22 protein-coding genes and 1 riboswitch are annotated in these 26,164 nt (G+C 38.1%); of the genes, 14 read left to right on the top strand and 8 right to left on the bottom strand.

Translation table 11 applies throughout. From position 1 onward, the window contains the following. Positions 1 to 278: 278 nt before the first annotated feature. On the bottom strand, positions 279 to 2,039 hold the full coding sequence (gene thiC / locus BM350_RS23860; protein ID WP_090918084.1) for a phosphomethylpyrimidine synthase ThiC: 1,761 nt from the start codon (positions 2,037 to 2,039) through the stop codon (positions 279 to 281). Positions 2,040 to 2,207: 168 nt separating this feature from the next. Continuing rightward, positions 2,208 to 2,323, bottom strand: a riboswitch (TPP riboswitch). A gap of 199 nt (positions 2,324 to 2,522) precedes the next feature. Between thiC and BM350_RS23855 the strand changes: the two genes are divergently transcribed. After that, positions 2,523 to 3,881 carry an arsenic transporter gene (locus BM350_RS23855; RefSeq protein WP_090918041.1) on the top strand — a complete coding sequence of 453 codons (1,359 nt, stop codon included), beginning with the start codon at positions 2,523 to 2,525 and terminating at the stop codon, positions 3,879 to 3,881. A gap of 97 nt (positions 3,882 to 3,978) precedes the next feature. Further along, a complete protein-coding gene (locus tag BM350_RS23850) occupies positions 3,979 to 4,674 on the top strand; it encodes a hypothetical protein (protein WP_090918043.1) in 696 nt (231 codons plus the stop codon). Positions 4,675 to 4,732: 58 nt separating this feature from the next. On the opposite strand, the gene BM350_RS23845 is transcribed toward BM350_RS23850, so the two are convergent. Further along, positions 4,733 to 6,394 carry a lactate permease LctP family transporter gene (locus BM350_RS23845; protein WP_090918046.1) on the bottom strand — a complete coding sequence of 554 codons (1,662 nt, stop codon included), beginning with the start codon at positions 6,392 to 6,394 and terminating at the stop codon, positions 4,733 to 4,735. A 422-nt stretch (positions 6,395 to 6,816) separates the two neighbouring features. Between BM350_RS23845 and BM350_RS27125 the strand changes: the two genes are divergently transcribed. Next, positions 6,817 to 6,990 carry a hypothetical protein gene (locus BM350_RS27125; protein ID WP_170857764.1) on the top strand — a complete coding sequence of 58 codons (174 nt, stop codon included), beginning with the start codon at positions 6,817 to 6,819 and terminating at the stop codon, positions 6,988 to 6,990. 263 nt (positions 6,991 to 7,253) lie between these two features. Here the strand turns inward: BM350_RS27125 and BM350_RS23840 are convergent, their stop codons facing one another. After that, positions 7,254 to 7,745 carry a metal-binding protein gene (locus BM350_RS23840; protein WP_090918048.1) on the bottom strand — a complete coding sequence of 164 codons (492 nt, stop codon included), beginning with the start codon at positions 7,743 to 7,745 and terminating at the stop codon, positions 7,254 to 7,256. A gap of 32 nt (positions 7,746 to 7,777) precedes the next feature. Further along, complete coding sequence (locus tag BM350_RS23835; RefSeq protein WP_090918050.1) at positions 7,778 to 8,140, bottom strand: YkvA family protein; 363 nt, start codon at positions 8,138 to 8,140, stop codon at positions 7,778 to 7,780. A 641-nt stretch (positions 8,141 to 8,781) separates the two neighbouring features. On the opposite strand from BM350_RS23835, the gene BM350_RS23825 reads away from it, so the two are divergent. The 4 genes from BM350_RS23825 to BM350_RS23810 all read left to right on the top strand — a co-directional run bounded on the left by BM350_RS23825 (position 8,782) and on the right by BM350_RS23810 (position 15,536). Continuing rightward, positions 8,782 to 10,704: an LTA synthase family protein gene (locus BM350_RS23825; protein ID WP_090918054.1), complete on the top strand. Its 1,923-nt coding sequence runs from the start codon at positions 8,782 to 8,784 to the stop codon at positions 10,702 to 10,704. 260 nt (positions 10,705 to 10,964) lie between these two features. Further along, positions 10,965 to 11,837, top strand: coding sequence for a D-amino-acid transaminase (locus BM350_RS23820; protein ID WP_090918055.1), 873 nt, complete (start codon positions 10,965 to 10,967; stop codon positions 11,835 to 11,837). Between the two features lie 211 nt (positions 11,838 to 12,048). Then, positions 12,049 to 13,776, top strand: coding sequence for a C40 family peptidase (locus BM350_RS23815; protein WP_090918056.1), 1,728 nt, complete (start codon positions 12,049 to 12,051; stop codon positions 13,774 to 13,776). 551 nt (positions 13,777 to 14,327) lie between these two features. Beyond that, on the top strand, positions 14,328 to 15,536 hold the full coding sequence (locus BM350_RS23810; RefSeq protein ID WP_090918058.1) for a NupC/NupG family nucleoside CNT transporter: 1,209 nt from the start codon (positions 14,328 to 14,330) through the stop codon (positions 15,534 to 15,536). A gap of 414 nt (positions 15,537 to 15,950) precedes the next feature. Here BM350_RS23810 and BM350_RS27925 read toward each other — a convergent pair whose 3' ends face one another. Further along, complete coding sequence (locus BM350_RS27925; protein WP_090918060.1) at positions 15,951 to 16,085, bottom strand: hypothetical protein; 135 nt, start codon at positions 16,083 to 16,085, stop codon at positions 15,951 to 15,953. 703 nt (positions 16,086 to 16,788) lie between these two features. Here BM350_RS27925 and BM350_RS23800 point away from each other — a divergent pair. The 4 genes from BM350_RS23800 to BM350_RS23785 all read left to right on the top strand — a co-directional run bounded on the left by BM350_RS23800 (position 16,789) and on the right by BM350_RS23785 (position 22,702). Further along, positions 16,789 to 17,637, top strand: a complete 849-nt coding sequence (locus tag BM350_RS23800) for a 3D domain-containing protein (RefSeq protein ID WP_090918061.1) — start codon at positions 16,789 to 16,791, stop codon at positions 17,635 to 17,637. Positions 17,638 to 17,726: 89 nt separating this feature from the next. Continuing rightward, a complete protein-coding gene (locus tag BM350_RS23795) occupies positions 17,727 to 18,041 on the top strand; it encodes a DUF3910 family protein (RefSeq protein ID WP_090918063.1) in 315 nt (104 codons plus the stop codon). Between the two features lie 301 nt (positions 18,042 to 18,342). Continuing rightward, positions 18,343 to 19,962, top strand: coding sequence for an SWIM zinc finger family protein (locus BM350_RS23790; RefSeq protein ID WP_090918065.1), 1,620 nt, complete (start codon positions 18,343 to 18,345; stop codon positions 19,960 to 19,962). Further along, the gene (locus BM350_RS23785; RefSeq protein WP_090918067.1) at positions 19,946 to 22,702 is read left to right on the top strand and encodes a DEAD/DEAH box helicase; all 2,757 of its coding nucleotides are present in this window, start codon (positions 19,946 to 19,948) and stop codon (positions 22,700 to 22,702) included. Before BM350_RS23790 ends, BM350_RS23785 begins: the two co-directional genes overlap by 17 nt. A gap of 183 nt (positions 22,703 to 22,885) precedes the next feature. On the opposite strand, the gene BM350_RS23780 is transcribed toward BM350_RS23785, so the two are convergent. Then, a complete protein-coding gene (locus BM350_RS23780) occupies positions 22,886 to 23,371 on the bottom strand; it encodes a VanZ family protein (protein ID WP_090918069.1) in 486 nt (161 codons plus the stop codon). 111 nt (positions 23,372 to 23,482) lie between these two features. Here BM350_RS23780 and BM350_RS23775 point away from each other — a divergent pair, with 111 nt between their 5' ends. Then, positions 23,483 to 23,707: a DUF1659 domain-containing protein gene (locus tag BM350_RS23775; protein ID WP_090918071.1), complete on the top strand. Its 225-nt coding sequence runs from the start codon at positions 23,483 to 23,485 to the stop codon at positions 23,705 to 23,707. Between the two features lie 19 nt (positions 23,708 to 23,726). Beyond that, entirely contained in the window at positions 23,727 to 23,942 is a 216-nt protein-coding gene (locus BM350_RS23770) for a DUF2922 domain-containing protein (protein WP_090918073.1), read from the top strand. 29 nt (positions 23,943 to 23,971) lie between these two features. On the opposite strand, the gene BM350_RS23765 is transcribed toward BM350_RS23770, so the two are convergent. Beyond that, positions 23,972 to 24,361: a DUF4359 domain-containing protein gene (locus BM350_RS23765; protein WP_090918074.1), complete on the bottom strand. Its 390-nt coding sequence runs from the start codon at positions 24,359 to 24,361 to the stop codon at positions 23,972 to 23,974. Between the two features lie 229 nt (positions 24,362 to 24,590). Here BM350_RS23765 and BM350_RS23760 point away from each other — a divergent pair, with 229 nt between their 5' ends. Beyond that, on the top strand, positions 24,591 to 25,097 hold the full coding sequence (locus tag BM350_RS23760; protein WP_170857763.1) for a competence protein ComK: 507 nt from the start codon (positions 24,591 to 24,593) through the stop codon (positions 25,095 to 25,097). Positions 25,098 to 25,181: 84 nt separating this feature from the next. On the opposite strand, the gene BM350_RS23755 is transcribed toward BM350_RS23760, so the two are convergent. After that, positions 25,182 to 25,658, bottom strand: a complete 477-nt coding sequence (locus BM350_RS23755; protein WP_090918078.1) for a sigma-70 family RNA polymerase sigma factor — start codon at positions 25,656 to 25,658, stop codon at positions 25,182 to 25,184. Between the last annotated feature and the right edge of the window lie 506 nt (positions 25,659 to 26,164).

The following is a 26,164-nucleotide window of genomic DNA, read 5'->3' as shown; positions in this document are numbered from 1 at the left end:
ATGATTATCTATATTAGGTTAGGTACACGTGATCATAGATTGAAAAGGTGTTCAGAAAGGTACTTTCTACATAAATCTATTTAAAACCCTAGCACACAAAACAAAGCAGGCTCTCCACTTGCCTTCTACCTTTGTTTTACATCGCACGGGGCAGAATAAGGCACTGACCGCTTCTATGCACGGCCAGACGCTCTCGCCCACCCCTAAAAAAGAGGTCTTTATGTCGGTTTTTCAATTTGCATTTATATACTTCAGGTTTTTCATTTCAGTCTTTCTACTCATCTATATAACTGACTACCTGCTTCTTTAAACTCTTCTGCTTTTTCTTTCATACCTTTCTCAATTGCTTCTGTTGTTTCTAAATCATTCTCCTTCGTATACTCACGAATATCATGCGAAATTCTCATACTGCAAAACTTTGGACCACACATAGAGCAGAAATGCGCTGTTTTTGCTCCTTCTGCTGGCAATGTTTCATCATGATATTCCATTGCACGCTCAGGGTCTAATGATAAATTAAATTGATCACGCCAACGGAATTCAAAGCGCGCTTTTGAAAGAGCGTCATCGCGCTGATGTGCTGTTTTATGACCTTTTGCAAGGTCAGCAGCATGCGCGGCAATTTTATACGTAATAACACCTTCACGAACATCATCTTTGTTTGGCAGGCCAAGATGTTCTTTCGGTGTTACATAGCAAAGCATGGCTGTACCGAACCAGCCAATCATCGCTGCACCAATTGCCGAAGTAATATGATCATAACCAGGTGCAATGTCTGTCGTTAACGGTCCAAGCGTATAAAACGGTGCACCATGACAAATGTCGAGTTCTTTATCCATATTCTCTTTAATTAAATGCATCGGTACATGTCCTGGCCCTTCAATCATCACCTGAACATCATGCTTCCAAGCAATTTTCGTAAGTTCCCCTAATGTTTCAAGCTCAGAAAATTGCGCTTCGTCGTTTGCATCCGCAATTGAACCAGGGCGTAATCCATCTCCTAAAGAGAAGGAAACATCGTACTTCTTCATAATTTCACAAATTTCTTCAAAGTGTGTATATAAAAAGTTTTCTTGATGATGATATAAACACCACTGCGCCATAATTGAACCACCGCGTGATACAATTCCTGTTACACGCTTTGCTGTAAGCGGAATGTAACGAAGCAGCACACCAGCATGAATTGTAAAGTAATCTACCCCTTGCTCCGCTTGTTCAATTAGCGTATCACGGTATACTTCCCACGTTAAATCTTCCGCAATTCCGTTTACCTTTTCAAGCGCTTGGTAAATCGGCACTGTTCCAACTGGTACAGGAGCATTACGAATAATCCATTCACGCGTTGTATGGATATTTTTTCCGGTAGAGAGGTCCATAATTGTATCAGCACCCCAGCGCGTTGCCCACGTCATCTTCTCAACTTCTTCAGCAATAGAGGATGAAACAGCTGAGTTCCCAATATTCGCATTTACTTTCACATGGAAGTTACGTCCAATAATCATCGGTTCTGCTTCCGGGTGATTAATATTTGCTGGTAAAATAGCACGACCTTCAGCGATTTCCTTTCGCACAAATTCTGGCTCTACACCTTCGCGAATTGCTACATATTCCATCTCTGGTGTGATGATACCTTTACGTGCATAATGCATTTGCGTGACATTTGACCCGTCTTTTGCACGGAGCGGCTTCCGTCCCATTTGCGGAAATATAGGTGTATGTTTAGCTGCTGCTTTCACTCCATCATCTTCCGGTTTCACTTCACGGCCTTCATACTCTTCTATATCTTCCCGTTCCATAACCCAGCAGCGGCGCGGCGCCTGAATCCCCTTTTCTAACTCCACTTTGTAATTAGGATCCGTATAAGGACCACTCGTATCATATACACGAATAGCCGGGTTTGGTACACCGTTTGTATCGCTTTGTGCAATCTCACGCATTGGTACTTTCATATCTTCACGCGTACCTTCTACATATACCTTTTTGCTTCCTGGTAAACTTGACTTTAGCTCCATTTGCTCAGCTGAAACAGATTGTTTCATCATTTTTTCCTCCCCTGTGTCTTCGCTTTTCTTTAGATCCAGTTTCGCCTCCTAAACAGTCGGCTCCACCTTTCTTACGACAAGGACGAGAACTAGCGGCTAGCAATGCCCAAATAAAAAAGCCAGGCCCATAATAAAGAATAGGACCTGGCAACATAAGACATTGTTATGTAAAGCCGACAACTTCCCTCCGCTGGTACGAACCAGATCAGGTCCAAAGGGTTAAGAAGCTTCAACACGCTTCTCTCTCAGCCCAGCTCTCTTGGGCACCCCTAGTTTATCACTGATTAAATTTTTACTACGCTCCTATCATACATCATTGTCTAACAAATGCAAAGGTATTTACATTTTTTCTTTTTCACTCAAAAAATAGTTATTTCACTTAGTACAAGCCGAATCCACACTTCATACATATATAATATAAGTTGGTGTAGGACATACGTCTTGTACGGACATTTCGCTTTAAGAACGGGGGTGAAAGAGTTGCTAAACCTACAATCTACTATAACCATACTCACTTTTCTCGTAACTATGCTTATCATCTTTTGGCGACCAAAAGGAATGAATGAAGCGATTCCAGCAACAGTTGGAGCAATGATTGTCATTTTAAGCGGTGCCGTTTCTTTTACCGACTTAGGTGATGTTAGCTCAAAAATTATTGACGCTGCCATAACAATTATGGCTACCATTGTCATGGCAATCGTACTAGAGAGTTTTGGCTTTTTTCACTGGTGTGCCGTTCAACTTGCGAAAAAAGCAAAAAACTCTGGTATTCGCCTGTTTTGGTATACAAATCTTCTATGCTTTCTCATGACATTATTCTTCAATAACGATGGTAGCATCTTAATTACAACTCCCATTTTACTGCTTTTGTTACACCATTTACGACTTACACATAATCAAAAAATACCTTACTTAGTAAGCGGTGCGCTCATTGCTACTGCCTCAAGTGTACCGATTGGCGTAAGCAATATTGTAAATTTAATCGCCTTAAAAATTGTTCATATGGATTTATACATGCATACAGCAATGATGTTTGTACCTGCCACTTTAGGTCTCCTCTTTATGGCGTCCCTATTATTCCTCATCTATCAGAAACAATTACCGAAAACACTCCCGTTCTTACCGATACATTTAGATGAAAATTTCGTAAAAAAATCCTTTCATCCTTTGCAACCACGATCCGAGGTAGCTGAAAATCGGAAGCGAACACGATTTATGTTTAGAATTCTATTATTTGTTCTATGCGTTCGTATCAGCTTGTTTATCGCATCGTACTTTCAATTTTCCATCGCCATCACAGCAGTCATTGGCTCTATTATTTTACTCGGGTGGAGATGGTACAAACTGCGCATTCCACCGATTGATATGATTAAAAAAACACCTTGGTATGTGTTAGTTTTCGCATTTTCTATGTACGTAATTGTATACGGACTTCATAACATCGGTTTAACTGAACTGCTCGTTACAAAACTTCATCCACTCATCACCAGTAGTTTATTTCATGCCAACTTTATTATGGGAGGCTTAATCTCTGTCCTCTCTAACATTTTTAATAACCATCCTGCCTTAATGATTGGTACAATCACTCTTACCGAAATGGGGCTAGATCCTATTACATTGAAAACGATTTATCTTGCAAATATCATCGGTAGTGACATGGGTTCACTACTACTGCCAATCGGTACATTAGCAACTTTAATGTGGATGTTTATTACAAGGAAAGGAAAAGTAAATATCAGCTGGGGCACGTATATGAAAGCTACATTCCTCGTCATTCCGCCAACTGTCATTTTCACGCTATTTTGCTTATATTATTGGGTTACATTTATCCTGCATTAACGGGCAGTAAGACCCCCACTGACGGAAGTTTCACTTTATCTTCGCAGCTTAAAAGTTAGAAGAAAAAACGTATGTAATTACAAGAAGGGAGATTACTATGCTTCATTTACAAAAATATATCAATCAACCTGTGCAAGTAACGCTGTCTGGAAACCTTCCATTTGAAGGGATTATGATTGATAAAGGATCAGATATTATTGTATTGTACGATGGAGAAAAATACATGTATATCTCTAGTTTACACATTCAACACTTAACTCCGATAATTGACTCATTACAATTTGATAATCTGACAATTCCAGAATCTCTATTACCACAAGATATGATATCAACTGAATCCACCATTTCGCTTCGAAAAACATTACAAGTAGCAAAAGGACAATTTATTGAACTTGCATTATCATATGAACATTTCTTACATGGATACGTCACTCATATTATGAATGACTATTTTGTCTTCCTCTCACCTGTCTATCAAACGTTATACATCCCATTTCATCACGTAAAATATCTTATTCCGTATAAAGAAGCAGAAACGCCTTATGGCTTAGAAAGAGAGAAACTATCGCCAGCACCTTCCAAACTTACGCTTGCCCGTACGTTTTCTGAGCAAATAAAAAAACTAAAACAACAAATTATCTTACTCGATTTAGGTGCAACAAATTATAAGATAGGAAAGCTAGTTGAAGTGACCGACAATCAAATTGAACTTATTACAGCACGTAACCAGCATTTTCATTTTAATTTACACCATATTAAAGCAATCCATTTTCCGTATCAAAATCATAAATAATAAAAGGGCTGACTCAAAAGAGGAAATTCTCCCCCTTTTAAGTCAGCTCCTTTACCTTTTAAGGTATCATCCAAGTTAAATAATAAGCTTGAATATATGTGATAATGCCGATGATTGTTACAAAGAATAAACTATGTTTCAATGTGAAGCGGAATAAATCCGATTCTTTCCCAGCAAGTCCAACTGCCGCACATGCAATTGCAATCGATTGCGGCGAAATCATTTTACCTGTTACACCACCTGTTGTATTTGCCGCAACAAGTAATACTTCCTTTACACCTACTTGCTGCGCTGTAATTGCTTGCAGGTTTGAGAACAATGCGTTTGCAGATGTATCTGATCCTGTTAAGAATACCCCAATCCATCCAAGGAATGGTGAGAAGAATGGGAATAAGCTTCCCGTTCCTGCTAACGCTAATGCTAACGTTGACGAAAGTCCAGAGTAATTTGCGATAAATGCAAAACCAAGTACTAATCCAATTGATAGAATTGGCATTTTTAATTCTTGCAACGTTTCTTTAAATGTAGCTACTGCTTGTTTTGGACTCATTTTTAAAACAAACATTGTAATGATACATGCAATTAAAATTGCTGTTCCTGTTGCCGATAAAATATCAAGCTTCAATACAGCTTCATACGGTGTCGGTTTATTAACAATCGGCTCTGCCTTCATTACTAAATTATGCAGACCCGGAACTTTAAATTTAAACACTAAGCTTTCAAGCGCGCCGCCTGGAACAAATAAATCTTTAAAGAATTTCTGGCTCCAAATAACAACCATTACCGTTAAGATAATAAACGGTGACCATGCTTTTAAAACTTTTCCTGTTGTTAAATTCATTGTAGAACCAGCAGCTACCGTTGCCGCAGCTTCTGCTTGTCCTTTTCCAGAACGATAAATCTCTTTTGGTTGCCATACTTTTAAGAATAACGCTAAACTCACTAAGCTTACTAATGCCGATGTAATGTCTGGAAGCTCAGGCCCAAGGTATGTTGCTGTAATAAACTGCGTAACCCCGAACGAGCCGCCTGCTACAAATAATGCAGGCCACGTTTGTTTCACACCTTTTAATCCATCCATTAAAAATACGATGAAAAATGGAACAAATAATGATAGAAGCGGCAATTGATGCCCAGCCATTTGCCCTACTTTATGAGGATCAATACCTGTTACTTGACCAGCTACTAAAATCGGAATCCCCATAGCTCCGAATGCTACCGGCGCTGTATTTGCGATTAAACAAAGCCCGGCTGCGTATAACGGATTTAAACCAAGTCCCGCAAGAAGCGCTGCTGTAATTGCTACCGGTGCCCCAAATCCGGCTGCCCCCTCTAAAAACGCTCCGAATGAAAAGCCAATTAAGATGACAAGTAAACGATGATCACTTGTAATAGAAAGAACTGATGCACGAATAATATCAAACTGTCCTGTTTTTACCGAGATTTTGTATAAAAACACTGACATAATGATAATCCACGCAATCGGCCATAATCCATAAGTAAAGCCATAACCGGTTGCTGCCATCGCCATCGTAAATGGCATTTTATAAACGAAAAGTGCAATTATAACTGTTAATACAACTGTAATAAATCCCGCAACATAGCCTTTCATACGAAAAACCGCTAACGCTAAAAAGAAAAATATAATTGGAATCATTGCAACCGCTGCCGAAAGCCAAATGTTACCTAGCGGATCATAAATTTGTGTCCATGTGCTCATAGTCCCTCTTCCTCTCTAATATCCCCTATTATCTAACAACCATATAAGTAGACCACCAGGTCATCAGACCTTTATGTCTAAAAATAAAACGTTTAGGAAAACGTTTTCATCAATGTGCTATTTATACTTTATCATATTTTCCTTTATTTACAATCCCATTTTTCGAATTTTATTCACAATTTCTTTGTTCACTTTTTCACAATTGTGGTATGATTATATGTTCATTTTTTAATTACTTAATACATAAAGAAAATCTTCCTCTATCAAATTTCAACAAATGATGACCTAAACATAGGAAATAACAGCCGGAACTGATGCACCTGTTCAAATAGCAGTGTTGTTTACAGCTTTTCTAATTCGTGAATAGTAAAATAACATTTTCTCATACTAAAGTTGAAAACTGATTTTAGGAGGGACAGCGAATGGATAAGCAAGACCGAAATCAATCTGCTATTGACGAAGGGCGTAATAAAACAAAACGCGGCATTGAAGCAACAAGTGACGCAATGCAAAATGCTATCGATACTGTTGAAGATGCTGGAAAAGCAGCAGTTGATCGTATTTCTGAAGCAGTGAAAGATGTCACAGCTAGATAGTATATTTGCATATAAGGAACAAGGAGCTGGCCCAAAAGGCACATAAGTGCCTTTTGAAGTCAGTTCTTTTTTCCGTGTCCACCGATATATCGACGCTTCGACAGAATATATCTACCTTTCGATAATATTCGACATATGAGTAGTCGAGCCGCTGAACTGGGTCTTACCGAAAAATGAACTTTTTTAGTCAGCTCCCTATTTTGCTTTCTATATAATCCGCTATATATAAGAATAAAAGCACTTGCAGTGTGCAAGTGCTTTTACTATCTTCTCTTTCTCCGTTTGCGGTGCATCATCCTTTTCCGCCTTGTATTCACACTGTCCGCTATAATATGTAATGTGCTAGCAGCTATAACACCCAGTACAAACGTGACAATTCCTACCTCATGTGCCTTTACAATCTCTGCTAGCTTTCCCTCTAACACCGTTTTATTTAACATGTATAAAAATGGTGAGAAAACAAGCAGCATGTAGAGAAGACGAATTAAATCACCGATAATAATTGTATGGGTAAGCGGTGATCGATGCGGCATCACAATTTGATATGGATACCAAAAGATTCGAAGTAATCCCCATTTCCGATAAGCGGCACTATGAATATCTAAATCCGGTGTTAAAAAATAAGTTCCAACAATAAATCCAATCGCAAACGTAAGCAAAAAATCAAAATTTGTTACCCCGTAAGAAACGAGCATAAATAATACAATAGGAAGAGAAACTAAGTTTATCTTCGTGTGTGTTTTTCCTGACGGCATATCCCATTCCTTCCGTTAGACGTTTCACTGCATTAATCTAACTTTTGATCGATAAGTGACGTATCCACATCAGAACCAAACCATTCTCCCAGTTTTGTACGCGCTTGTTCCTTCACTTCTTCATCAACATACATAGCAGCTTGTACGAGTGCAGCTGTTAATGCGCCTAAGTCATCTGTATAACCAAGTCCAGCTACAAAATCAGGAATCGCATCAAGCGGTGCAATAAAATACGCAAGAGAACCAATAATTACAAGCTTTACTCGTTTTGGAACATCTCGTTTTTGCAATACATAAAACAGGAGCAAACTAGTATAAATAACCGAATGTCCTGCCTTAATCGCCGCATATTTTACTTTATTCCAAAACGCTTCAACCGAAAATTTCTCTCTCACTATGAAATCTCCCCTCGTTATTCTTTTATACCGCTATTCGCGATCAATCTGTGACAAAATAAAGAAATTTGATAAGAGCACTTCATTAGCAGGAGAGGATTTCCTGCTAATGGAAATTTCACATTATTTCTATATATACCGAGTTTATTTACAACATAAGCAAACTTTACACACATACAATATAGTGTAGGTTCTAGCTTGGCAACGTTACTTATCATATGCTCTCATTATAACAAATAAGCACAAAAAGAACAAGTGTTCGTTTTGTGTTTTTAAACTTTTCTCAATTTATAATACTTAATCTCACTACATATTCTTTCCCACTTTTGTTATATTTTTTAGTTGACGAGCATATAAACCAATGTTAAAGTTTTCACTGTCAGCTACAACGGAAAAAATACAAAAAAATGTAAGATTTCAGTGTGTTCCTAACAGCCAAATTTTGTTGTATAATACAAAAATGACGTTGTGCTTGTGGAGCAACATAGAAGCAGGAAAACAAACGGTATGCATAGTTCAAGTCATATATGGATGTACGAAAGAAAAAAACTCTATCCATGGCAAAGAAAACTATGTATTTTTTATTTTAGCATTGTTCTCTCAAAAATTGACCAAGCCTGATAGAGAAAGGGTGAAAATGGATGAAGGAATCTTTGAAATTACAATTTCAAAACGTGCGATTTACGTTCTTTATCGCCATTACATTATGGTTAAAAACGTACATTATTACACGTACTAGCTTTGACTTAAAATTAGAATCTTTCATGCAAGAATTTATTTTATTTATTAGCCCATTAGCAACATCATTATTTCTAGTGGGTCTTGCATTATTTGCAAAAGGAAAGAAACGAAACTATATCGCACTCGGAATCGACTTTGTCCTTACCATTATTCTTGTTGGTAATGTAATGTTCTATGGTTTCTATAATGACTTCGTAACATTACCTGTACTTGGACAAACGTCAAACTTTGGTAGTCTTGGTTCTAGTGTAAAATCGCTCTTTAATTACAAGATTGTTGTTGCGTTTGCTGATCTTATCTTCTTCTTCATTCTTTTAAAGAAAAAGAAAGATTATGCAAAAACAGAGCGTGTTTCACGTCCAATGCGCTCCCTATATTTTGTATCAACAATCGCAATTTTCTTTGCAAACTTAGGACTTGCAGAAACAGAGCGCCCTGAATTATTAACGCGTTCATTTGACCGCGTCATGCTCGTGAAAAACTTAGGTTTATATACACACCAAATATATGATCTTGGTTTACAAGCAAAATCAAGTTCACAAAAAGCATTTGCAGATGGAAGTAAATTGCAAGAAACAGAAAACTATGTGAAAACAGTACAAGAAAAGCCAGATCCAAATATGTTCGGCGTAGCAAAAGGGAAAAACGTAATTGTTGTATCTCTTGAATCAATGCAAACATTCTTACTTGGTTCAAAAGTAAATGGCCAAGAAGTGACACCATTCTTAAACCAGTTCATGAAAGAAAGTTACTACTTTGAAAATTTCTTTCATCAAACAGGTCAAGGTAAAACATCTGATGCAGAGTTTCTGGTAGACAACTCATTATATCCATTAGATCGCGGCGCTGTATTCTTTACACACGGTAACAATGAATTTATTGCAACACCAGAAATCTTGCGCCAGCAAGGTTATTACACGGCTGTATTCCATGCAAATAACGCAACGTTCTGGAACCGTAACATCGTGTATCCAGCACTTGGTTACGATCGTTACTTTAACGAATTAGATTATAAAATTACACCTGAAACAAAATTAGGTTGGGGTTTAAAAGATATTGAGTACTTTGATCAATCAGTGGATATGTTAAAAAATGTTAAGAAACCATTCTATACACGTTTCCTTACATTAACAAACCATTATCCATTTGATTATAATGAGGCAACAAAATTAATTGAACCTTATAACTCTGGTGACGATGTATTTGACAATTACGTAGTAACAGCTCGTTATTTAGACGAAGCGTTAAAACACTTTATTGAGCGTTTAAAAGCAGAAGGCCTTTACGATAACTCTGTTATTGTATTCTACGGTGACCACTATGGTATTTCTGAAAACCATAACCGTGCAATGGCACAGTTCTTAGGAAAAGAAGAAATTACAACATTTGACCATATGAACTTACAACGTACACCGTTCTTCATTCACGTTCCTGGTCAAAAAGAAGGTAAAACAATTACGGCACCTGCTGGAGAAATTGATGTAAAACCAACAATCCTTCACTTACTAGGTGTTGATACAACAAATGACATTCGCTTCGGGCATGACTTGTTTGCACTAGATCGAAAACCATTTGTCGTATTACGTGATGGAAGCTTCATCACAGATCAATACACGTACACAAATAACACATTCTATAACCGCCTGACAGGTGAAGTTGTGCAAGTACCAAAAGCTGAAGCACAGGCAATGATCGACCGTGCACAAAATGAACTGCACATGTCAGATAAAATTATTGAAGGCGACTTACTTCGTTTCTATGAAGGCAACAAAATAAAAACAGGTACAGTCAAAACAACCATTAAAGAAAAAAACGCTGAGTAATCAGCGTTTTTTTTATGCGGTGACATCAATTCAAGAAAAATGCTACGTAATCATTACACAACCTTCACCAAAATTTTACATAAAATTCACGAAACATATCTATAATAAAACATATAAGCTTTGTCCCTAATAAACAAGCTACCCTCCTTATACAACGTTCTACAGTAGAACGTTGTTTTTTTGTATCATAAAGCAGGATTCTGTCTTTCAACCTTCGAATTTGTATGTGCAAACACTACTTGGAGAAGGAAGGGGAAAATATGAAGCCTGAACGCTTTGTATTATGGAATGGAAAAATGATTGATACAGAAAAAGAACAACCTCATATTGATTTAGAAGAGCGCGCTCTACAGTTCGGTGATGGCATATATGAAGTTATTCGTATTTATAAAGGTACTTTGCACTTATTAGATCCACATATAACAAGATTATACCGCTCTATGGAAGAAATTGAGCTATCCCTTACTCTCTCAAAAGCTGAGCTTATCTCATCCTTATACGAACTACTTGAAAAGAATCAATTTCAAGAAGACGGCATCATTTATTTACAAATTTCACGCGGTGTCAAACCTCGCGTTCATGCCTTCTCTTTTGATACAACTCCAACTATTTATGCTTACATTCGAAAAAAAGAGCGACCTGCTTTATGGATTGAATATGGAATTCGCGCGATCACAGAACCCGATATTCGCTGGCTTCGCTGCGATATTAAGTCATTAAATTTGTTACCAAATATACTAGCTAATACAAAAGCAGAGCGAAAAGGCTGCAAAGAAGCTCTTCTCGTCCGGAACGGCATTGTCACAGAAGGTAGTCATTCTAACTTCTTTCTTGTGAAAAATGGCATACTATACACCCATCCTGCAAACCATCTCATTTTAAATGGTATTGTTAGGCAATATGTTATATCGCTTGCCCATACATTACATATTTCCCTGCAAGAAGAATTATTTAGTATTCATGATGTATATAAAGCAGATGAATGCTTCTTTACAGGCACAACCTTTGAAGTAATGCCGCTTACCCATCTAGATGGAACCCCTATTCAAAACGGACAAGTAGGCCCTGTCACAAAATTATTGCAAAAGACATTTATGCAAAGCTTTTCGACTTCCAACGCCTTTTTACCTTAAAAACGAATGATGATATATCTATTTCTTGTAAATATATAGATTTAATTCCCAAGATAAGGTGCAATTTAGCACCTTTCTTTTTTTATATCCTTTTTTACCATATATGGATTTTGTTATAAACATTGACATCAGTCGACAACCATTTTAGAATTTTTTATAGTTGGTAATTTTTTCATCACCTAAACCACAGACAGAAAGGAATCGACAAACTATGAAAAAATATCTTGCTGGTCTCGCAGCAGTGTCTGTAGCAGGTGCAGCAGTCCCAGCAATGGGAACAGCTCAAGCAGCACCTCCTGACCAAAATGCACAACAACCTACAACGCAAACAGCTAAAGCAGCTCCAAAAAGTAATGCCAAATTCACAGTAAATGCAGACGTTTTACACGTTCGTACAGGTCCTAGCACCTCTTATGACATTGCGTCTCGTGTATATGAAGGACAAACACTAAACGTAATTGGCCAAGAAAACGGCTGGTACAAAATTAGCTATAATGGAAAAATCGGCTACGTTAGCGGCGAATTTGTAAATACAGGCTCTCAATCACAAGGCAATTCAACTGTTAAAGAAGCAAGTGGAAACTATACAGTAAATGTATCTTCCCTTCGTGTTCGTACAGGCCCTAGCACGTCACACACACAATTAGGCTCTATACATAAAGGACAAGTTGTACAAGTCATTGGTGAAGTACAGGATTGGTTCAAAATTAACTACGGTGGACAAAACGCTTATGTTAGCAAAGACTATGTAACAAAAGGCGGTTCTAATACAAACGTTGTACAAAATAACAACAATGTTACAGTTCAAACAGGCGGTACTTATGTTGTAAACGCTACATCTTTACGTGTTCGTACAGGCCCAGCTACATACCATAGTATCATTGGCGGCGTATTAAACGGACAAACATTAAACGTTATTGGCGCTGAAAATGGTTGGTTCAAAGTAAAGCACAACGGAAATACAGGTTATGTTAGCAGCGAATTTGTGAAATTTGTAAAAGGCGGTACTTCTACATCTAATCCGCCAGCAAACAACAACAATAACAACGGAACTTCATCTCAAGGAAGCGGAGAATATTACGTCAATGTAAGTGCACTAAATGTACGCGGCGGCGCTGGGATGAACTACGATGTAATCGGTGCATTGCCGCAAGGACAAAAAGTGCAAGTACTTGCAGACGAATACGGTTGGAGCAAAATTAACTATAACGGTCGTACTAGCTATGTAGGAACTCGCTTCTTATCTAAAACACCTGTAAATGGTGCACAAAATAATAAACCATCTGATAACAACAATAACAACGGAACTTCATCTCAAGGAAGCGGAGAATATTACGTTAATGCAAGCGCACTAAATGTACGTGGCGGCGCTGGGATGGACTACAGTGTAATCGGCGCGTTGCCGCAAGGACAAAAAGTACAAGTACTTGCAGACGAATACGGTTGGAGCAAAATTAACTATAACGGCCGCACTGGCTATGTAGGAACTCGCTTCTTATCTAAAACGCTTGTAAATGGTGCACAAAATAATAAACCATCTGACAACAACAATAATAACAATACAAGCAATAACTCTCGTGATACTTCATCACTACTTGCATACGCACAATCAATGGAAGGTGTTCCATATGTATGGGGCGGCACTTCTGCAAACGGTGTTGACTGCAGTGGTTACATTTATCACGTATATAAAAAGTTTGGTTATTCAATCAGTCGTCAAAGCGTGGCTGGATATTGGAGTAGCTTCCAACATACATCTAACCCACAGCCAGGCGATTTGATTTACTTCAAAAATACATATAAATCTGGTCCATCTCATATGGGTATTTACCTTGGCGGCGGCAGATTTATTCAAGCTGGGGACAATGGAGTTAAAGTAGCATCATTAAATAACTCATATTGGAGCAGCCATTTCTTAGGATATTCTAAGCCTTATTAATTAATAGTTTCAGAGCCTTCTAGATTACTAGAAGGCTCTTTTGTTATATACAAATGGAAAAAACCCTCTTTTTTAGATGGACAAGAGCATCTGGCCATGCATAGAAGCGGTCAGGGCCTTTTCCTGCCACGGGCACGGGCTAAAACACAGAGAGACAGCGAGTGCAGATCCTGTTTTGTTCTGCGCGGCAGCGATTCAGATGATGAAAAATAAAAATCAGTATATATATAAGTACAAACGGAAAAACTGATATAAAACCCTTTTCCTTTTAGATGGTTTTCCTGGCACGAGTTAAAACAAAGGAGGAAAGCGAGTGCAAATTACTTCTGCATAGCAGCAACTTATATGTTGAAAAAGCAAAGTGGATTTATACCTCGATTGTTCATCGTATATGTGTTTACTCCAATTATTGTTTTCCTATTCTGACTTTTCCGCAGACGTTTGACCTCTGATGTCTGGTGTGATAAGTTACATAAGATAATGTTTTCAGAGAAACGGAGCAATTCTACTATTTGTAATGTTTCGATAATTCAGAGAGGAGATTTACAAGCATGAATGTTTTATGGGGAATTGGCGGCGTGCTTGGAATTTTGGTAATTGCAGTTTTACTGTCTTCCAATCGCAAAGCTATTAATTGGCGCACAATTTCAATTGCGCTTGCACTTCAAATTACTTTCTCCTTCATCGTCTTAAGATGGGATGCAGGAAAAGCAGCTTTAAAGCATGCTGCTGACGGCGTACAAACTCTTATTAATTTCTCGTATGAGGGAATTGGATTCATTGTTGGTGGTTTAGCTAACCCAAAAGGGCCTTGGGGCTTCGTCTTTATTATTCAAGCATTACTTCCAATTGTATTTATTAGTTCACTCGTAGCCGTATTATATTATTTTGGTATTATGCAATGGTTTATTACAATTATTGGCGGCGGGTTAAGCAAACTACTTGGAACTTCAAAAACAGAAAGCTTAAATGCTGTTACAACTGTTTTCTTAGGACAATCGGAAGCACCGATTTTAATTAAACCTTACTTAGATCGCGTAACAAATAGTGAATTCTTCGCTATTATGGTGAGCGGTATGACAGCTGTTGCCGGATCGGTTCTTGTTGGTTATGCGGCAATGGGAATTCCACTTGAACACTTACTTGCAGCTGCTATTATGGCTGCACCTTCAAGCTTACTAATCGCAAAATTAATGATGCCTGAAACAGAAGAAGTAAATAACGACGTAGAGCTTTCTACAGAGCGTACAGATGCAAACGTTATTGACGCAGCAGCACGCGGTGCATCTGAAGGGATGCAACTTGTTATTAACGTTGCAGCAATGCTTATGGCGTTTATCGCATTAATCGCTGTATTAAACGGTTTACTAGGATGGATCGGTTCTTGGTTTGATATCAAATTAAGCCTTGACTTAATTTTTGGTTACATTCTTTCTCCATTCGCTATACTAATCGGGGTTCCACCTCATGAAGCGATTCAAGCTGCTGGCTATATCGGACAAAAGCTTGCAGTAAATGAATTCGTTGCATACGGAAACTTAGCTAAGCATATGGCAGAGCTTTCTGATAAAACAAACATTATTTTAGCGTTTGCAATTTGCGGATTCGCAAACTTCTCATCTATTGCGATTCAATTAGGTGTGACAGGTACACTTGCTCCTTCACGCCGTCAACAAATTGCGCAATTGGGAATTAAAGCGGTAATTGCAGGTACATTAGCAAACTTCTTAAACGCTGCTGTAGCAGGTATGATGTTTTAATAAATCAATAAGTCCCTCTTAAGTTCATTTTTAACTTAAGAGGGATTTTTTATCTACACTTGATTCTTATCTATATCCATTTTAATTTTTCGACATATAAATTGCTGCTATGTAGAATACAACATAACCGCTACTTGCTTGCTTCCTTTGTTTTAACCTCGCATGTAGCAGGAGTTTCTATACACGGCCAGATGCTCTCATCCTCCCCTAAAAAGAAAGGGGGTTTTTATGTCGTTTTTTAACTTATATATAGGAAAAGTTAAAAAATAAGCGCAGAGCTGCCGTATGCTCTGCGCTTATTTTTAGCCGTAAAACTTATATATCGAACTAATACCCCTTAGTTGAAAGTTACTTCACGCCCATCCCCCAATGAACGTAATACTTTCTTATAATATATACGAAAAAAAGTGGATGCTACTTTTGCGAGACAAGTTGCTTTTCTCGCTCTTCTGTAGTTTTCTCTATTTTCTGCTCTGCGTTTTCATGTACCGCTCGTTGTGTAGCACGCTTTAAACAAATATGTTTCCACTTTCGTTCGTAACGTTTCATTATTCTTGATGTCCTCCCCTTGATTGCCATGAAACTTAAATTGAAATCGCTTACAGGAAATAATATAGCACATATAGAAAGAAGTGACAACACATTTTCGACACTTTTTTGTCAATATCATGCAAAATTAAGCATCCCATGCCTAACGATGCTTCCAATTCGTTCTATCTGCCTTCTCGCTTGCAATCATAAATGATATTTTACAAAGACATTTATCTACTCACATATATTGAGAAATATTACTAACCAAGCCCTTCAATCATCTCATTTACATACTATTACAGAAATGAAACAAGCCAAATTTGTTCTATGACACCTTCTTTTTTTGTAACAATTAAATGATGATTTTTCTTAAAATCGGGCTATAAATTGTGAAAAACAACACAAATTCATTATAATTTTATAACTATATTGCTTATAAATTAATAAAATCCTCTATTTATGCAACACTTCCATAATAACCTTGTAATGTGAGTGAAATACGATTAACTGCTTTGCAATATCTTATTTCGCTTTTCCAATCTTTAAACATGTAATAGAATCTCTTAAAACATAAGAAAAAAGCATTTTTTTTATGTTTCTTTTTATATTACAGATTATTAATGAACTGTTACGAATGGTTTGTAATTGTGTGATTTCCCATTTTCGCAAAAAATCAGTTGCTATAATGAGAACACGAAAACAAAAGCATTGGAGGCTATTCATGAAAAAATTACTTGGTATAGCAACAGTAGCAGTTTTTGGTCTTGGGATTTTCACTTCTTCTGCACAAGCGGAAACAGTTGTTAAAACAGACGTACTAAACGTACGAGAAAACCCAAATATTGAATCAAAAGTTGTAGGCAAAGTATTAGATGGTCATAAATTAGATGTTAAGAATACAGAAAACGGTTGGCTAAAAGTAAACCTAAATGGTAAAGAAGGATTCGTAAGCTCAGAATTTACGAAAAACATCTATTATGTAACAGCAAACGTATTAAATGTACGCGCTGATGCAAACACAAACTCAGAAATTCTGGGGACATTAAAAAAAGATGATGTGATCGAAACAACACATCAAGTTCAAAACGATTGGTTACAATTTGAATATAACGGAAAAACAGCTTATGTAAATGTTCCTTATGTAACAGGTGATGCACCTGTTGTAAAAGCTCAAGAACAAGCACCTGCTCCAGCAAAAGCTCAACCGGCTCAAGCTCAAGAAACGCAGACTGCTACAGAAACAAAAGCTGCGAAAGCTAATGGCCGTGAATTAACAGTTGTGGCAACTGCTTACACAGCTCATCCAAGCGAAAATGGCGGCACACATGGCGGTCGTGTATTAACTGCAATGGGTCATGACCTAACAGCAAATCCAGGTATGAAAATGGTTGCTGTTGACCCGAAAGTAATTCCACTTGGATCAAAAATTTGGGTAGAAGGATACGGTGAAGCAGTTGCTGGTGATACTGGCGGTGCAATTAAAGGAAATCGTATCGACGTCCTAGTAGGCTCTGACAGCGCTGCAAACAAATGGGGACGTAAAACTGTAAAAGTGAAAATTTTAGACTAATTGCTATTGTTACTAAAAAAACGAGCCAGCTCTCATCAGTTGAGAGCTGGCTCTTATTTTTCTTATAATAGAAGAAAGGAGGCATTCATATGAATATAAACGCAAACGTTGACTGGATTGGTACACCAGCTCCGTATGTATATAAAGATACCGTTACATACGATGCGACTGCAATTGATTTTTCATTAGAACATGACGATAATCGGTATAGACTCATCATTTTACAGCGTGGCGAGGACGTAGAATACAAAATCATACAATACGGCATCAAGCCTGGCAGCCAAAAGCCATTTCCAATCGACACTGGCCATTACTTCAAAAATAAAACGATTCCTTTAATCGAAATGATTTTGCAAGATTCTTATGTGCAAAGCATATTACACAAAAAGACTACCTCTTCATGAAAGAGATAGTCTTTTTACATTACTTCTCTGCCCAATTAGATATTAAGGGAATGAAAAGGGGAAAATCAGGAGATAACTGCCCATAAGAGCTTGGTTAATTCAACTACTCCCCCACTCGCATTAACGGGCAGTAATCCCCACCTCAAGATTCAGGGAAAGACGAAGAAGATAGGCGGGGAATAACTGCCCCTAAAAGCCCGATTGGTTCAACTAACCCTCAGTGGTAGAGAACAAAACCCCCACTGAGGGAAGTTTCACTTTATAATAGAAAAGAAGGAAATCTTTTGCGCGGAGGAACATTATGCTGCAACATTCAATTACGAAAGATGAAATTATGGAAATTGCCAATGAGTTTTTAAAAGGACTCGATCCACAGCAAGCAACTGACAAAGAACAAGTATCAAATGCACTTCAGCTTTACCGTAGTGGCCTTGTGTATAACGTTGATTTCGATGGATATACATTGTCAGGAACAGTCGAACATGACGGGGATATTTATAGTGTAAATATTCCAATTCGAAACGTGTCCGAAAGTTACTGTGATTGCTTTTCACCAACACAATGTGAGCATATGCTCGCCGTATTACTATATGCAGCCTCAAGTTTTGGACAAGTAGGAGACATTCTAACTTTATTTAAAAAGAAAACGAAGCCGGTGCTCCCGCCCATTCGCACAGCACGGCAAATGCTGCAAATGACCAATTTTAACGATACAGATTATGAAAGCTGGCTTCCGTACTTTGCATCTGAGTACGATGCATTTGCTAAAGAACACGCACGTCTTTCATACAAACAAATGTATTTTCTGATGAATATTTTCACAGAGTTCTATATGAAAATTGAACGAAAAGCACCGCGCATTGTTACAGTTCATGAATTATTTAAACTAAGTGCAGCACTCTTTTCTTTTCAAAAACTGCTTGAGGAGATTCAAATCTTTGAAGCAGATGAGCTCTATTCTTATCATCAGCCAATCAATATCGTACAACTCTTTGTTAATAAAATAGAAAATATTGTACAAGATTTGAAAGCTGAACCATTTCAAGATGTACTACAGCCATTTCTGCAGAACATTGCTGAAATGCTACATACGATCTTCTTCTCTGCCCCTTCTTATACACAGGAGCGATTTTTTATTTATCGCCATCTATGGGGAGAGCTTTTCGTAGAACCAGCTTGGATAGAGGAAGAACAGCAGCGGATTGAAACAAAAATGCATCCCTTATCAAAAGCACTTGCATCTGCTCATCTTCTCTTTCTACAGCGAAAAGATAAAGAAGCAATGAATGTACTAAGAGCACAGCCACCCCAAGTTGTTGGCCTTTACTTTGATTGGCTTGAAGATTTATTAAGTTCCATGCAGTGGGAGCGGGCAAAAGGGTGGCTGTCCTTCACTTACAAGCGAGTAAAAGAAACGATAACGGACGAGCACGACTCATACTTTGTAAAAGATGTTGTCCGCTTATTTATGATGATGTATGAAACATATGCAACGCATACGAACGAACAAGCTGGCTATGAGATGATTCTTCAAGAATTATTACCATATAGCTTTACCAGCTATGAACAATATGTACTCGCCAAAAAGCAATATCACACATGGACAGAGCTTCATTTACTTTATGGATTTGAAGCCATTGAATTGTTAAAAGAACCATTAAAAGAAGTTGAAAAAGAAGCACCGGAAGCTGCTCTTCCGCTCTATCATTATGCTGCTATGCAAGCTATTGAGGAAAAGAATCGCAAATCTTACCGCAGAGCTGTTCGCTACTTAAAAAAACTAAGAACACTTTACAAAAAGCTCAAACGGATAGACGAATGGGAGTCCTTCATTATGATCATTGCTACCTCTCATTCACGACTACGAGCATTACAAGAAGAACTGCGGAAAGGAAAGTTGATCCATGACAACACAAATTGACATTACCATTCGGCTTGAACGAATGAAACAAAACTGGTTTCTTTGGGCAGAAGATGAAACAGGGAACAGTTTGCCTCTAATCAATTGGAAACAACATGCGTTCACATGGCACTCCTCTTCTTTCTATGGAACACTTCTGCAAGAAGGAACGTATGAACAGCGGAGCGGTATCATTTTAAACGCGACTCAAGCATTTGAATATATCGCAAAAAAACCAGTAAATTCATTTACAAAATTACAAACAAGTGCAGCTATTAGCGAACTCGCGCCATTGGCAGAAAAAATGTGGGAGGCTTATACAACCGGAGACTTCCTTCCAGATATAAAACAATGGCATCAATATCCCTCTTGGAAAATTGCTCATGAAGAAGTAATAGATGAAACGATGCAAACACTGTTTTCAGAGGCAATTAATGAAACACTTCGCCATCATACTCGTTCTGAAAAGGCATGGGAGAGTGCAAAACGCTTATATGAGCATTATGACTTTACGAAAAGACAGATCGAAGCAGCCATTCATGAAAACGATTGGCTGCGTAAAATTGGCTATCTCGAAGATGACCTACCATTTACAGTTGGACTCCGCCTCCAAGAACCGGAGAATGATTTTGAAACGTGGCAGCTCGAAACAATATTAACACCAAAGCGCGGCACTCATCGAATATACGTATATACAGAGGACAGATCTCTGCCCAAAAGATGGTTGAACCACGAAGCCCGTATTACTGAAACGCAAGAAGGTTTCGGCAAACTCGTACCTTGGTTAATGGAAGATGGTATATTTCGAGGTGAATTATACGAAACGGAAGCATGGCGCTTTTTAACAGAAGCCAGCAATGAATTGCTAGCAGCTGGTGTTGATATTTTACTGCCATCATGGTGGCAAAACTTGAAGGCAAATAAACCAAAATTGCGTGTCCAAGTGAAACATAATGCAAAAGCAGGACAGGCATTCTTTGGAATGAATACGCTCGTAGATTTTGACTGGCGTATTTCTACAAACGGCATCGATTTATCAGAGGCCGAATTTCTCGCGCTCATTGAACAAAACAGACGTCTTATTCATATAAACGGACAATGGATGAGACTTGACCCTGCATTTATCGAAGAAGTGAAAAAGCTGATGAAGAAAGCAGACAAATACGGACTTGAAATGAAAGATGTCGTACAGCAGCGATTACTTCGTGGTGCAGAAACAGAAGTAGTCGAAGAAGAAAATCCATTTGCAGATATGGAAATCGAACTCGATGATTATTATGACAAGTTGTTTGAAAGATTACTGCACATCGGAGAGATCCCATCTATAAAAGTGCCAACTTCCTTACAAGCAACATTAAGACCATACCAACAACAAGGAGTCGAGTGGCTTCTCTATTTACGAGAGCTAGGATTCGGTGCGTTACTAGCAGATGATATGGGACTTGGAAAAAGTATCCAAACTATTACTTACTTACTATATATAAAAGAACACAACCTAAAAACAGGCCCAGCACTTATTGTGGCGCCTACATCTGTTCTCGGTAACTGGCAAAAAGAGTTCGAGCGCTTTGCACCGAGCTTACGAGTGAAACTCCATTACGGTGGCAACCGAACAAAGGGAGAAGATTTGTCTAATTTCGTGCAAGACGCTGATGTAATTCTGACATCCTATGCACTCACGCAGCTTGATGAAGAAGAGCTCAGCTCACAGCGCTGGGATGCGATTATTCTCGACGAAGCGCAAAATATAAAGAATCCGCACACAAAACAATCGCGTGCTGTTCGAAAATTACAAGCAAATCATAAAATCACTTTAACAGGAACACCGATGGAAAACCGTTTATCAGAATTATGGTCTATCTTTGATTTTCTGAATCACGGCTATCTTGGCAGTTTACTGCAGTTCCAGCGCCGCTTTGTGACACCAATTGAAAAAGATCGCGATGAAACAAAGATTCAGCAAGTGCAGCGTTTAATCGCACCGTTCTTACTGCGCCGCACGAAGCAAGATAAGTCAGTTGCCTTGAACTTACCAGATAAACAAGAGCAAAAAGCATACTGCTCGTTAACGGCAGAACAAGCATCACTCTATGAACAACTCGTTCAAGATACGTTAAAGAATGTAGAAGGATTAACAGGTATTGAGCGCCGCGGCTTTATTTTGCTCATGTTAAATAAACTAAAACAAATTTGTAACCATCCTGCTCTCTATTTAAAAGAAGAGCTACCCGCAAACTTAATTAAGCGTTCCATGAAAATAGAAACATTATTAGAACTCGTTGAAAACATACGTGATCAGCATGAAAGCTGCCTCATTTTCACGCAGTATATTCGAATGGGAAATATGCTGCAAACATTGCTAGAAGAACATTTTGGAGAGCGCGTCATCTTCTTAAATGGAAGTGTACCGAAAAAAGAACGCGATAAAATGATTGAACAGTTTCAAAATGGACAACACGGCATTTTTCTGCTCTCTTTAAAAGCGGGCGGAACAGGACTTAACTTAACCGCAGCCAACCATGTTATTCATTACGACCGCTGGTGGAATCCTGCCGTTGAAAACCAAGCGACAGACCGCGCTTATCGCATTGGTCAAAAGCGCTTTGTCCATGTGCATAAACTCATTACAACAGGAACACTTGAGGAAAAAATTGATGAAATGCTTGAACGAAAACAATCGCTCAATAACGCGATTATTACAAGTGAAAACTGGATTACAGAACTATCAACAAACGAGCTGAAAGAACTATTAGGAGTATAAGTAGTCGCGTCGCACGTTGCCTGAGGGTCTTTATCCCGCATTAACGGGCAGTAAAGGCTGGGAAAGCACGATTGGGTGGGCTTTCCATCAGTGAGAAAAGCTTCACTGATGGAAGTTTCACTTTATATTGTATCGAAACGCCGATATATTCCAAAAAGCGTTGATATAAAAAAGGAGCTATTTTCAGCTCCTTTTTCTTTTCCAAACGAAACGGCTTATTAAGATACCTGTGATGCCACCGCACGTATCTAATACAGAATCTTGCCACATCGGTGTACGGTCACCTGTGAAGGATTGATGAATCTCATCCATACCCGCATACATAGCGACGAGAAGCAGAGACAACCAAAAAACTTGCTTTCTATTAAACACGCACCGCAATAACGCGAAATATGACAACGCACCAAGAATACCGAAAACAGTAAAATGAGCACCTTTACGAATAAAAAATTCGATAAAACCATCGACCCCTTTGTTCACAATGCTAATAGGAGTCCCCCCACCGTAATCAATGGATACCCATGAAAAATGCTCTTTCACAAACTCCGCATTCACATATTTCATAATATCAGGACGCATATCTTGCTGTTGATATGGCTGAGAAGATGAATAAAAAATGACTCCCATCCATACTAAAACGGGAATCCAAAATAACCACTTACGATTCATATTTAAAGCTCCTTACTTTATTTCCTTTAAGCGTATCAAAAAAAAGAAAAAAATTCACGCCAAAAATGTGACCTTATCACCTATATATATGACGAAAAGGGGGTGAAAAACATGGCGATTCAAACAATTGTATCCGATATGAGCTTACGCCTTGTCCTAAACGGTGGTTCAGACAAAAACGGAAAAGCTATCATGAAAAACAAACAATTTAAAAATGTTAAACCAGATGCAGACTTAAGCAAAGTACACGAAGTTGCAGCTGCAATTGCTTCACTACAACAGCACAAGCTTGATGCAGTTCAGCTTGTCAGCACAACTGACGTATCTAACCTATAACAAAAGGAGGGGATAACAAATGGAAGTACTCGAACTCGTTTTCTTAAAAGACGATGGTAAAACAACAACTTTTTCAATCGAAAATCCTGTTGCACCTGTAAACGAACAAACAGTAACTAGCGTCATGGACACAATTATATCGACTGGTATTTTTCTAACACTTGGGCAGCATGCTCGCAAAAAAGGCGCACGCATTATCCAGAAGAGCGTTTCTGAAGTAAAAATTAACATATAAGCAAAAAAGAAAGAAGAGTAACCGATGGGCTACTCCTCTTTCTTTTTTGGCATTTCAACTGGTATAAAGATATGTGAAATACCAACTGAAACATATTTATAATTTTCTTTCCCTATCTTAAACTCTGTTGTATATGTCGAGAAGAAAATATAGTCATTGCGCTCCGTATAGTGATCAATTAATAAACCAACTTGCGGCTCTACATAGTTCTTTGCTAATTTCTTTCCAATTGTAGCTAACTCACCAAGAAGCCCTTCTTTATCTTCTTGCTCAACTTCCGTCAACTTCTTATGAATATCATTCCGTGTCATAAATTGCTTTGCTGCCCAGTCTGTATATTCTCCTTTACTCGGGTTACTATTTGCTAAATATACGAAAAACACGAGAACCAAAGCGAGAAGCACATATTTCCATTTCATATTTCCTCACCGCCTATCCTTTCTATTTTCATATATACGGAATCGCATTGCAAATTAGACAACCTAAATAGTTACAAATTTCTAGCCGGGTATTCCTCCCACAAATATCGAGAGGAAACAGTAAATAAATACATTTTTTAACATTAATTTACAAATTCTTTAAGTTATTTTTATGTTTTATTTTTATAATAGAAAATGTAATCTATTACAATATGAGGAGGCTTTTTCATTGACTGACTTAGTTGATTGGTATGAAATTTCAGCGCAAACGATGGCACTTGAGGCGTACGCTCATCCTGTTTATCAAACAAAAATTTTGGAAACGCAAAGAATCATCTTTTCAGTGAAAACACCGTTACAACTCATTCGTGAAAGTTGCATTATGCGAAACTACTCTACTTATGAAGGAAAACGATTAGCCATTCAAGAATGTTGTCACTTTAAACAAAACATCCCAATCCCTATTGACCACCAACACTACATTTGCGCCATTCCTACAAAGTCACCTTCATCTTGGCCATGCTCCTGGATATTTTATGCTCACATAGAGAGACTTGAACGTCATGATTCACGCCACACAAACATACACTTTCGTAACGGTAAAAATCAAATTTTCCCTATTAGCCCCAATCAAATGGAGAAGCAGTGGATAAAAGCTGGTCATATTTTAGCGAAACTCAATCTTCTAGATAAAATGAAACTCCTGCCAGTAGAACTTTTTTTTCCTCCTCTTTAATGTTACTTTCTGTTAAAGCAAAATAAACTCTGCATACATATAGAAAAGGGAGGCAGCATCATACGCTATCGCCTCCTTTTTCTATCATTTCTCCACTGCATGCGCCCGTATTTTTTTCAGTGCTTGCCTATATATCCAGCGTGCTTGATGATAGGTCATACCTAACTCATCTGCAATCTCGTGCATTTTCTTTCCGCCGTAGAAATGCTCAAATAAGACAAACCGCTCATTCTCCTCTAGCATACTCATATACTCAAACACCTCCATCCGCTTCTCTTCACCACTTATACTTTCTAAAATATACTGCTCCGTACAAGTCTCACGGTCTTGAAAACGGCGCTCCTTCTTTAACTGTGCTAACAAATAACCGCGCACCGTCACAAGCGCATATGCCGGAAAACTCCCCTTCTTCTCATCATATTTATCATACGCCCGCCAAAGTGCAATGAGCCCGCATTGATAATACTCTTCATAATCTCGGTAAATACACAGTTTCTTCATTTGATTTTTAATCATCTTCTCATACAGCGCTACGGTTTCCGTAAAGGTAACTGGCTTCACATTTGACCCACTTCTAAAAGGTATACCTCTTTGTTATTCCGCGGTATCTTTACCTTATAAGAAAATGATATCCCCTTCACTGCACTGCATTTCATGACAGACTAACAGAATTCCAAATTTACCTATGCAGTATTTAAAATTCTGCTGGTATTATGTAAAATTCCATAGTAAATTTACCTTCAGCGCCATAAAGTGAAACTTTAATCAGTGGGGGTTTTCTTCATCCCCCACTGATTATTAGTTGAACCAATCGGGCTTTTACGGGCAGTTTATCTCCCACCTAACTTCTTTGCTTTCGCCGAATTTTGAGGTGGGAGTATTACTGCCCGTTAATGCGGGATAAAAAAACGGCTCTACATGAGCCGTTTCGATAAACATAATCTTATATTACATTTTTGGGACTAAGCCACCAAGAAAGCCACCAATTGCGCCAAATGCCAATGATATGATAAAGAAAACTACAACAAGAATTGTCGCTTGTTTCTTGCTTAATCCTGCTGTAATGT

The organism is Bacillus sp. 103mf, assembly GCF_900116295.1.
Taxonomy (GTDB): domain Bacteria; phylum Bacillota; class Bacilli; order Bacillales; family Bacillaceae_G; genus Bacillus_A; species Bacillus_A bruguierae.
Note: the sequence above shows the minus strand (reverse complement) of the source record. Positions and strands in the feature narration are given on the sequence as shown.

Coding starts and splice junctions, on each gene's coding strand:
- BM350_RS23795 (WP_090918063.1), top strand. CDS start 17,727: ATGAATATAAACGCAAACGTTGACTGGATTGGTACACCAGCTCCGTAT.
- BM350_RS23820 (WP_090918055.1), top strand. CDS start 10,965: ATGAAGCCTGAACGCTTTGTATTATGGAATGGAAAAATGATTGATACA.
- BM350_RS23845 (WP_090918046.1), bottom strand. CDS start 6,394: ATGAGCACATGGACACAAATTTATGATCCGCTAGGTAACATTTGGCTT.
- BM350_RS23765 (WP_090918074.1), bottom strand. CDS start 24,361: ATGAAATGGAAATATGTGCTTCTCGCTTTGGTTCTCGTGTTTTTCGTA.
- thiC (WP_090918084.1), bottom strand. CDS start 2,039: ATGAAACAATCTGTTTCAGCTGAGCAAATGGAGCTAAAGTCAAGTTTA.
- BM350_RS23775 (WP_090918071.1), top strand. CDS start 23,483: ATGGCGATTCAAACAATTGTATCCGATATGAGCTTACGCCTTGTCCTA.
- BM350_RS27925 (WP_090918060.1), bottom strand. CDS start 16,085: ATGAAACGTTACGAACGAAAGTGGAAACATATTTGTTTAAAGCGTGCT.
- BM350_RS23815 (WP_090918056.1), top strand. CDS start 12,049: ATGAAAAAATATCTTGCTGGTCTCGCAGCAGTGTCTGTAGCAGGTGCA.
- BM350_RS23790 (WP_090918065.1), top strand. CDS start 18,343: ATGCTGCAACATTCAATTACGAAAGATGAAATTATGGAAATTGCCAAT.
- BM350_RS23850 (WP_090918043.1), top strand. CDS start 3,979: ATGCTTCATTTACAAAAATATATCAATCAACCTGTGCAAGTAACGCTG.
- BM350_RS27125 (WP_170857764.1), top strand. CDS start 6,817: ATGGATAAGCAAGACCGAAATCAATCTGCTATTGACGAAGGGCGTAAT.
- BM350_RS23840 (WP_090918048.1), bottom strand. CDS start 7,745: ATGCCGTCAGGAAAAACACACACGAAGATAAACTTAGTTTCTCTTCCT.
- BM350_RS23770 (WP_090918073.1), top strand. CDS start 23,727: ATGGAAGTACTCGAACTCGTTTTCTTAAAAGACGATGGTAAAACAACA.
- BM350_RS23810 (WP_090918058.1), top strand. CDS start 14,328: ATGAATGTTTTATGGGGAATTGGCGGCGTGCTTGGAATTTTGGTAATT.
- BM350_RS23785 (WP_090918067.1), top strand. CDS start 19,946: ATGACAACACAAATTGACATTACCATTCGGCTTGAACGAATGAAACAA.
- BM350_RS23825 (WP_090918054.1), top strand. CDS start 8,782: ATGAAGGAATCTTTGAAATTACAATTTCAAAACGTGCGATTTACGTTC.
- BM350_RS23800 (WP_090918061.1), top strand. CDS start 16,789: ATGAAAAAATTACTTGGTATAGCAACAGTAGCAGTTTTTGGTCTTGGG.
- BM350_RS23780 (WP_090918069.1), bottom strand. CDS start 23,371: ATGAATCGTAAGTGGTTATTTTGGATTCCCGTTTTAGTATGGATGGGA.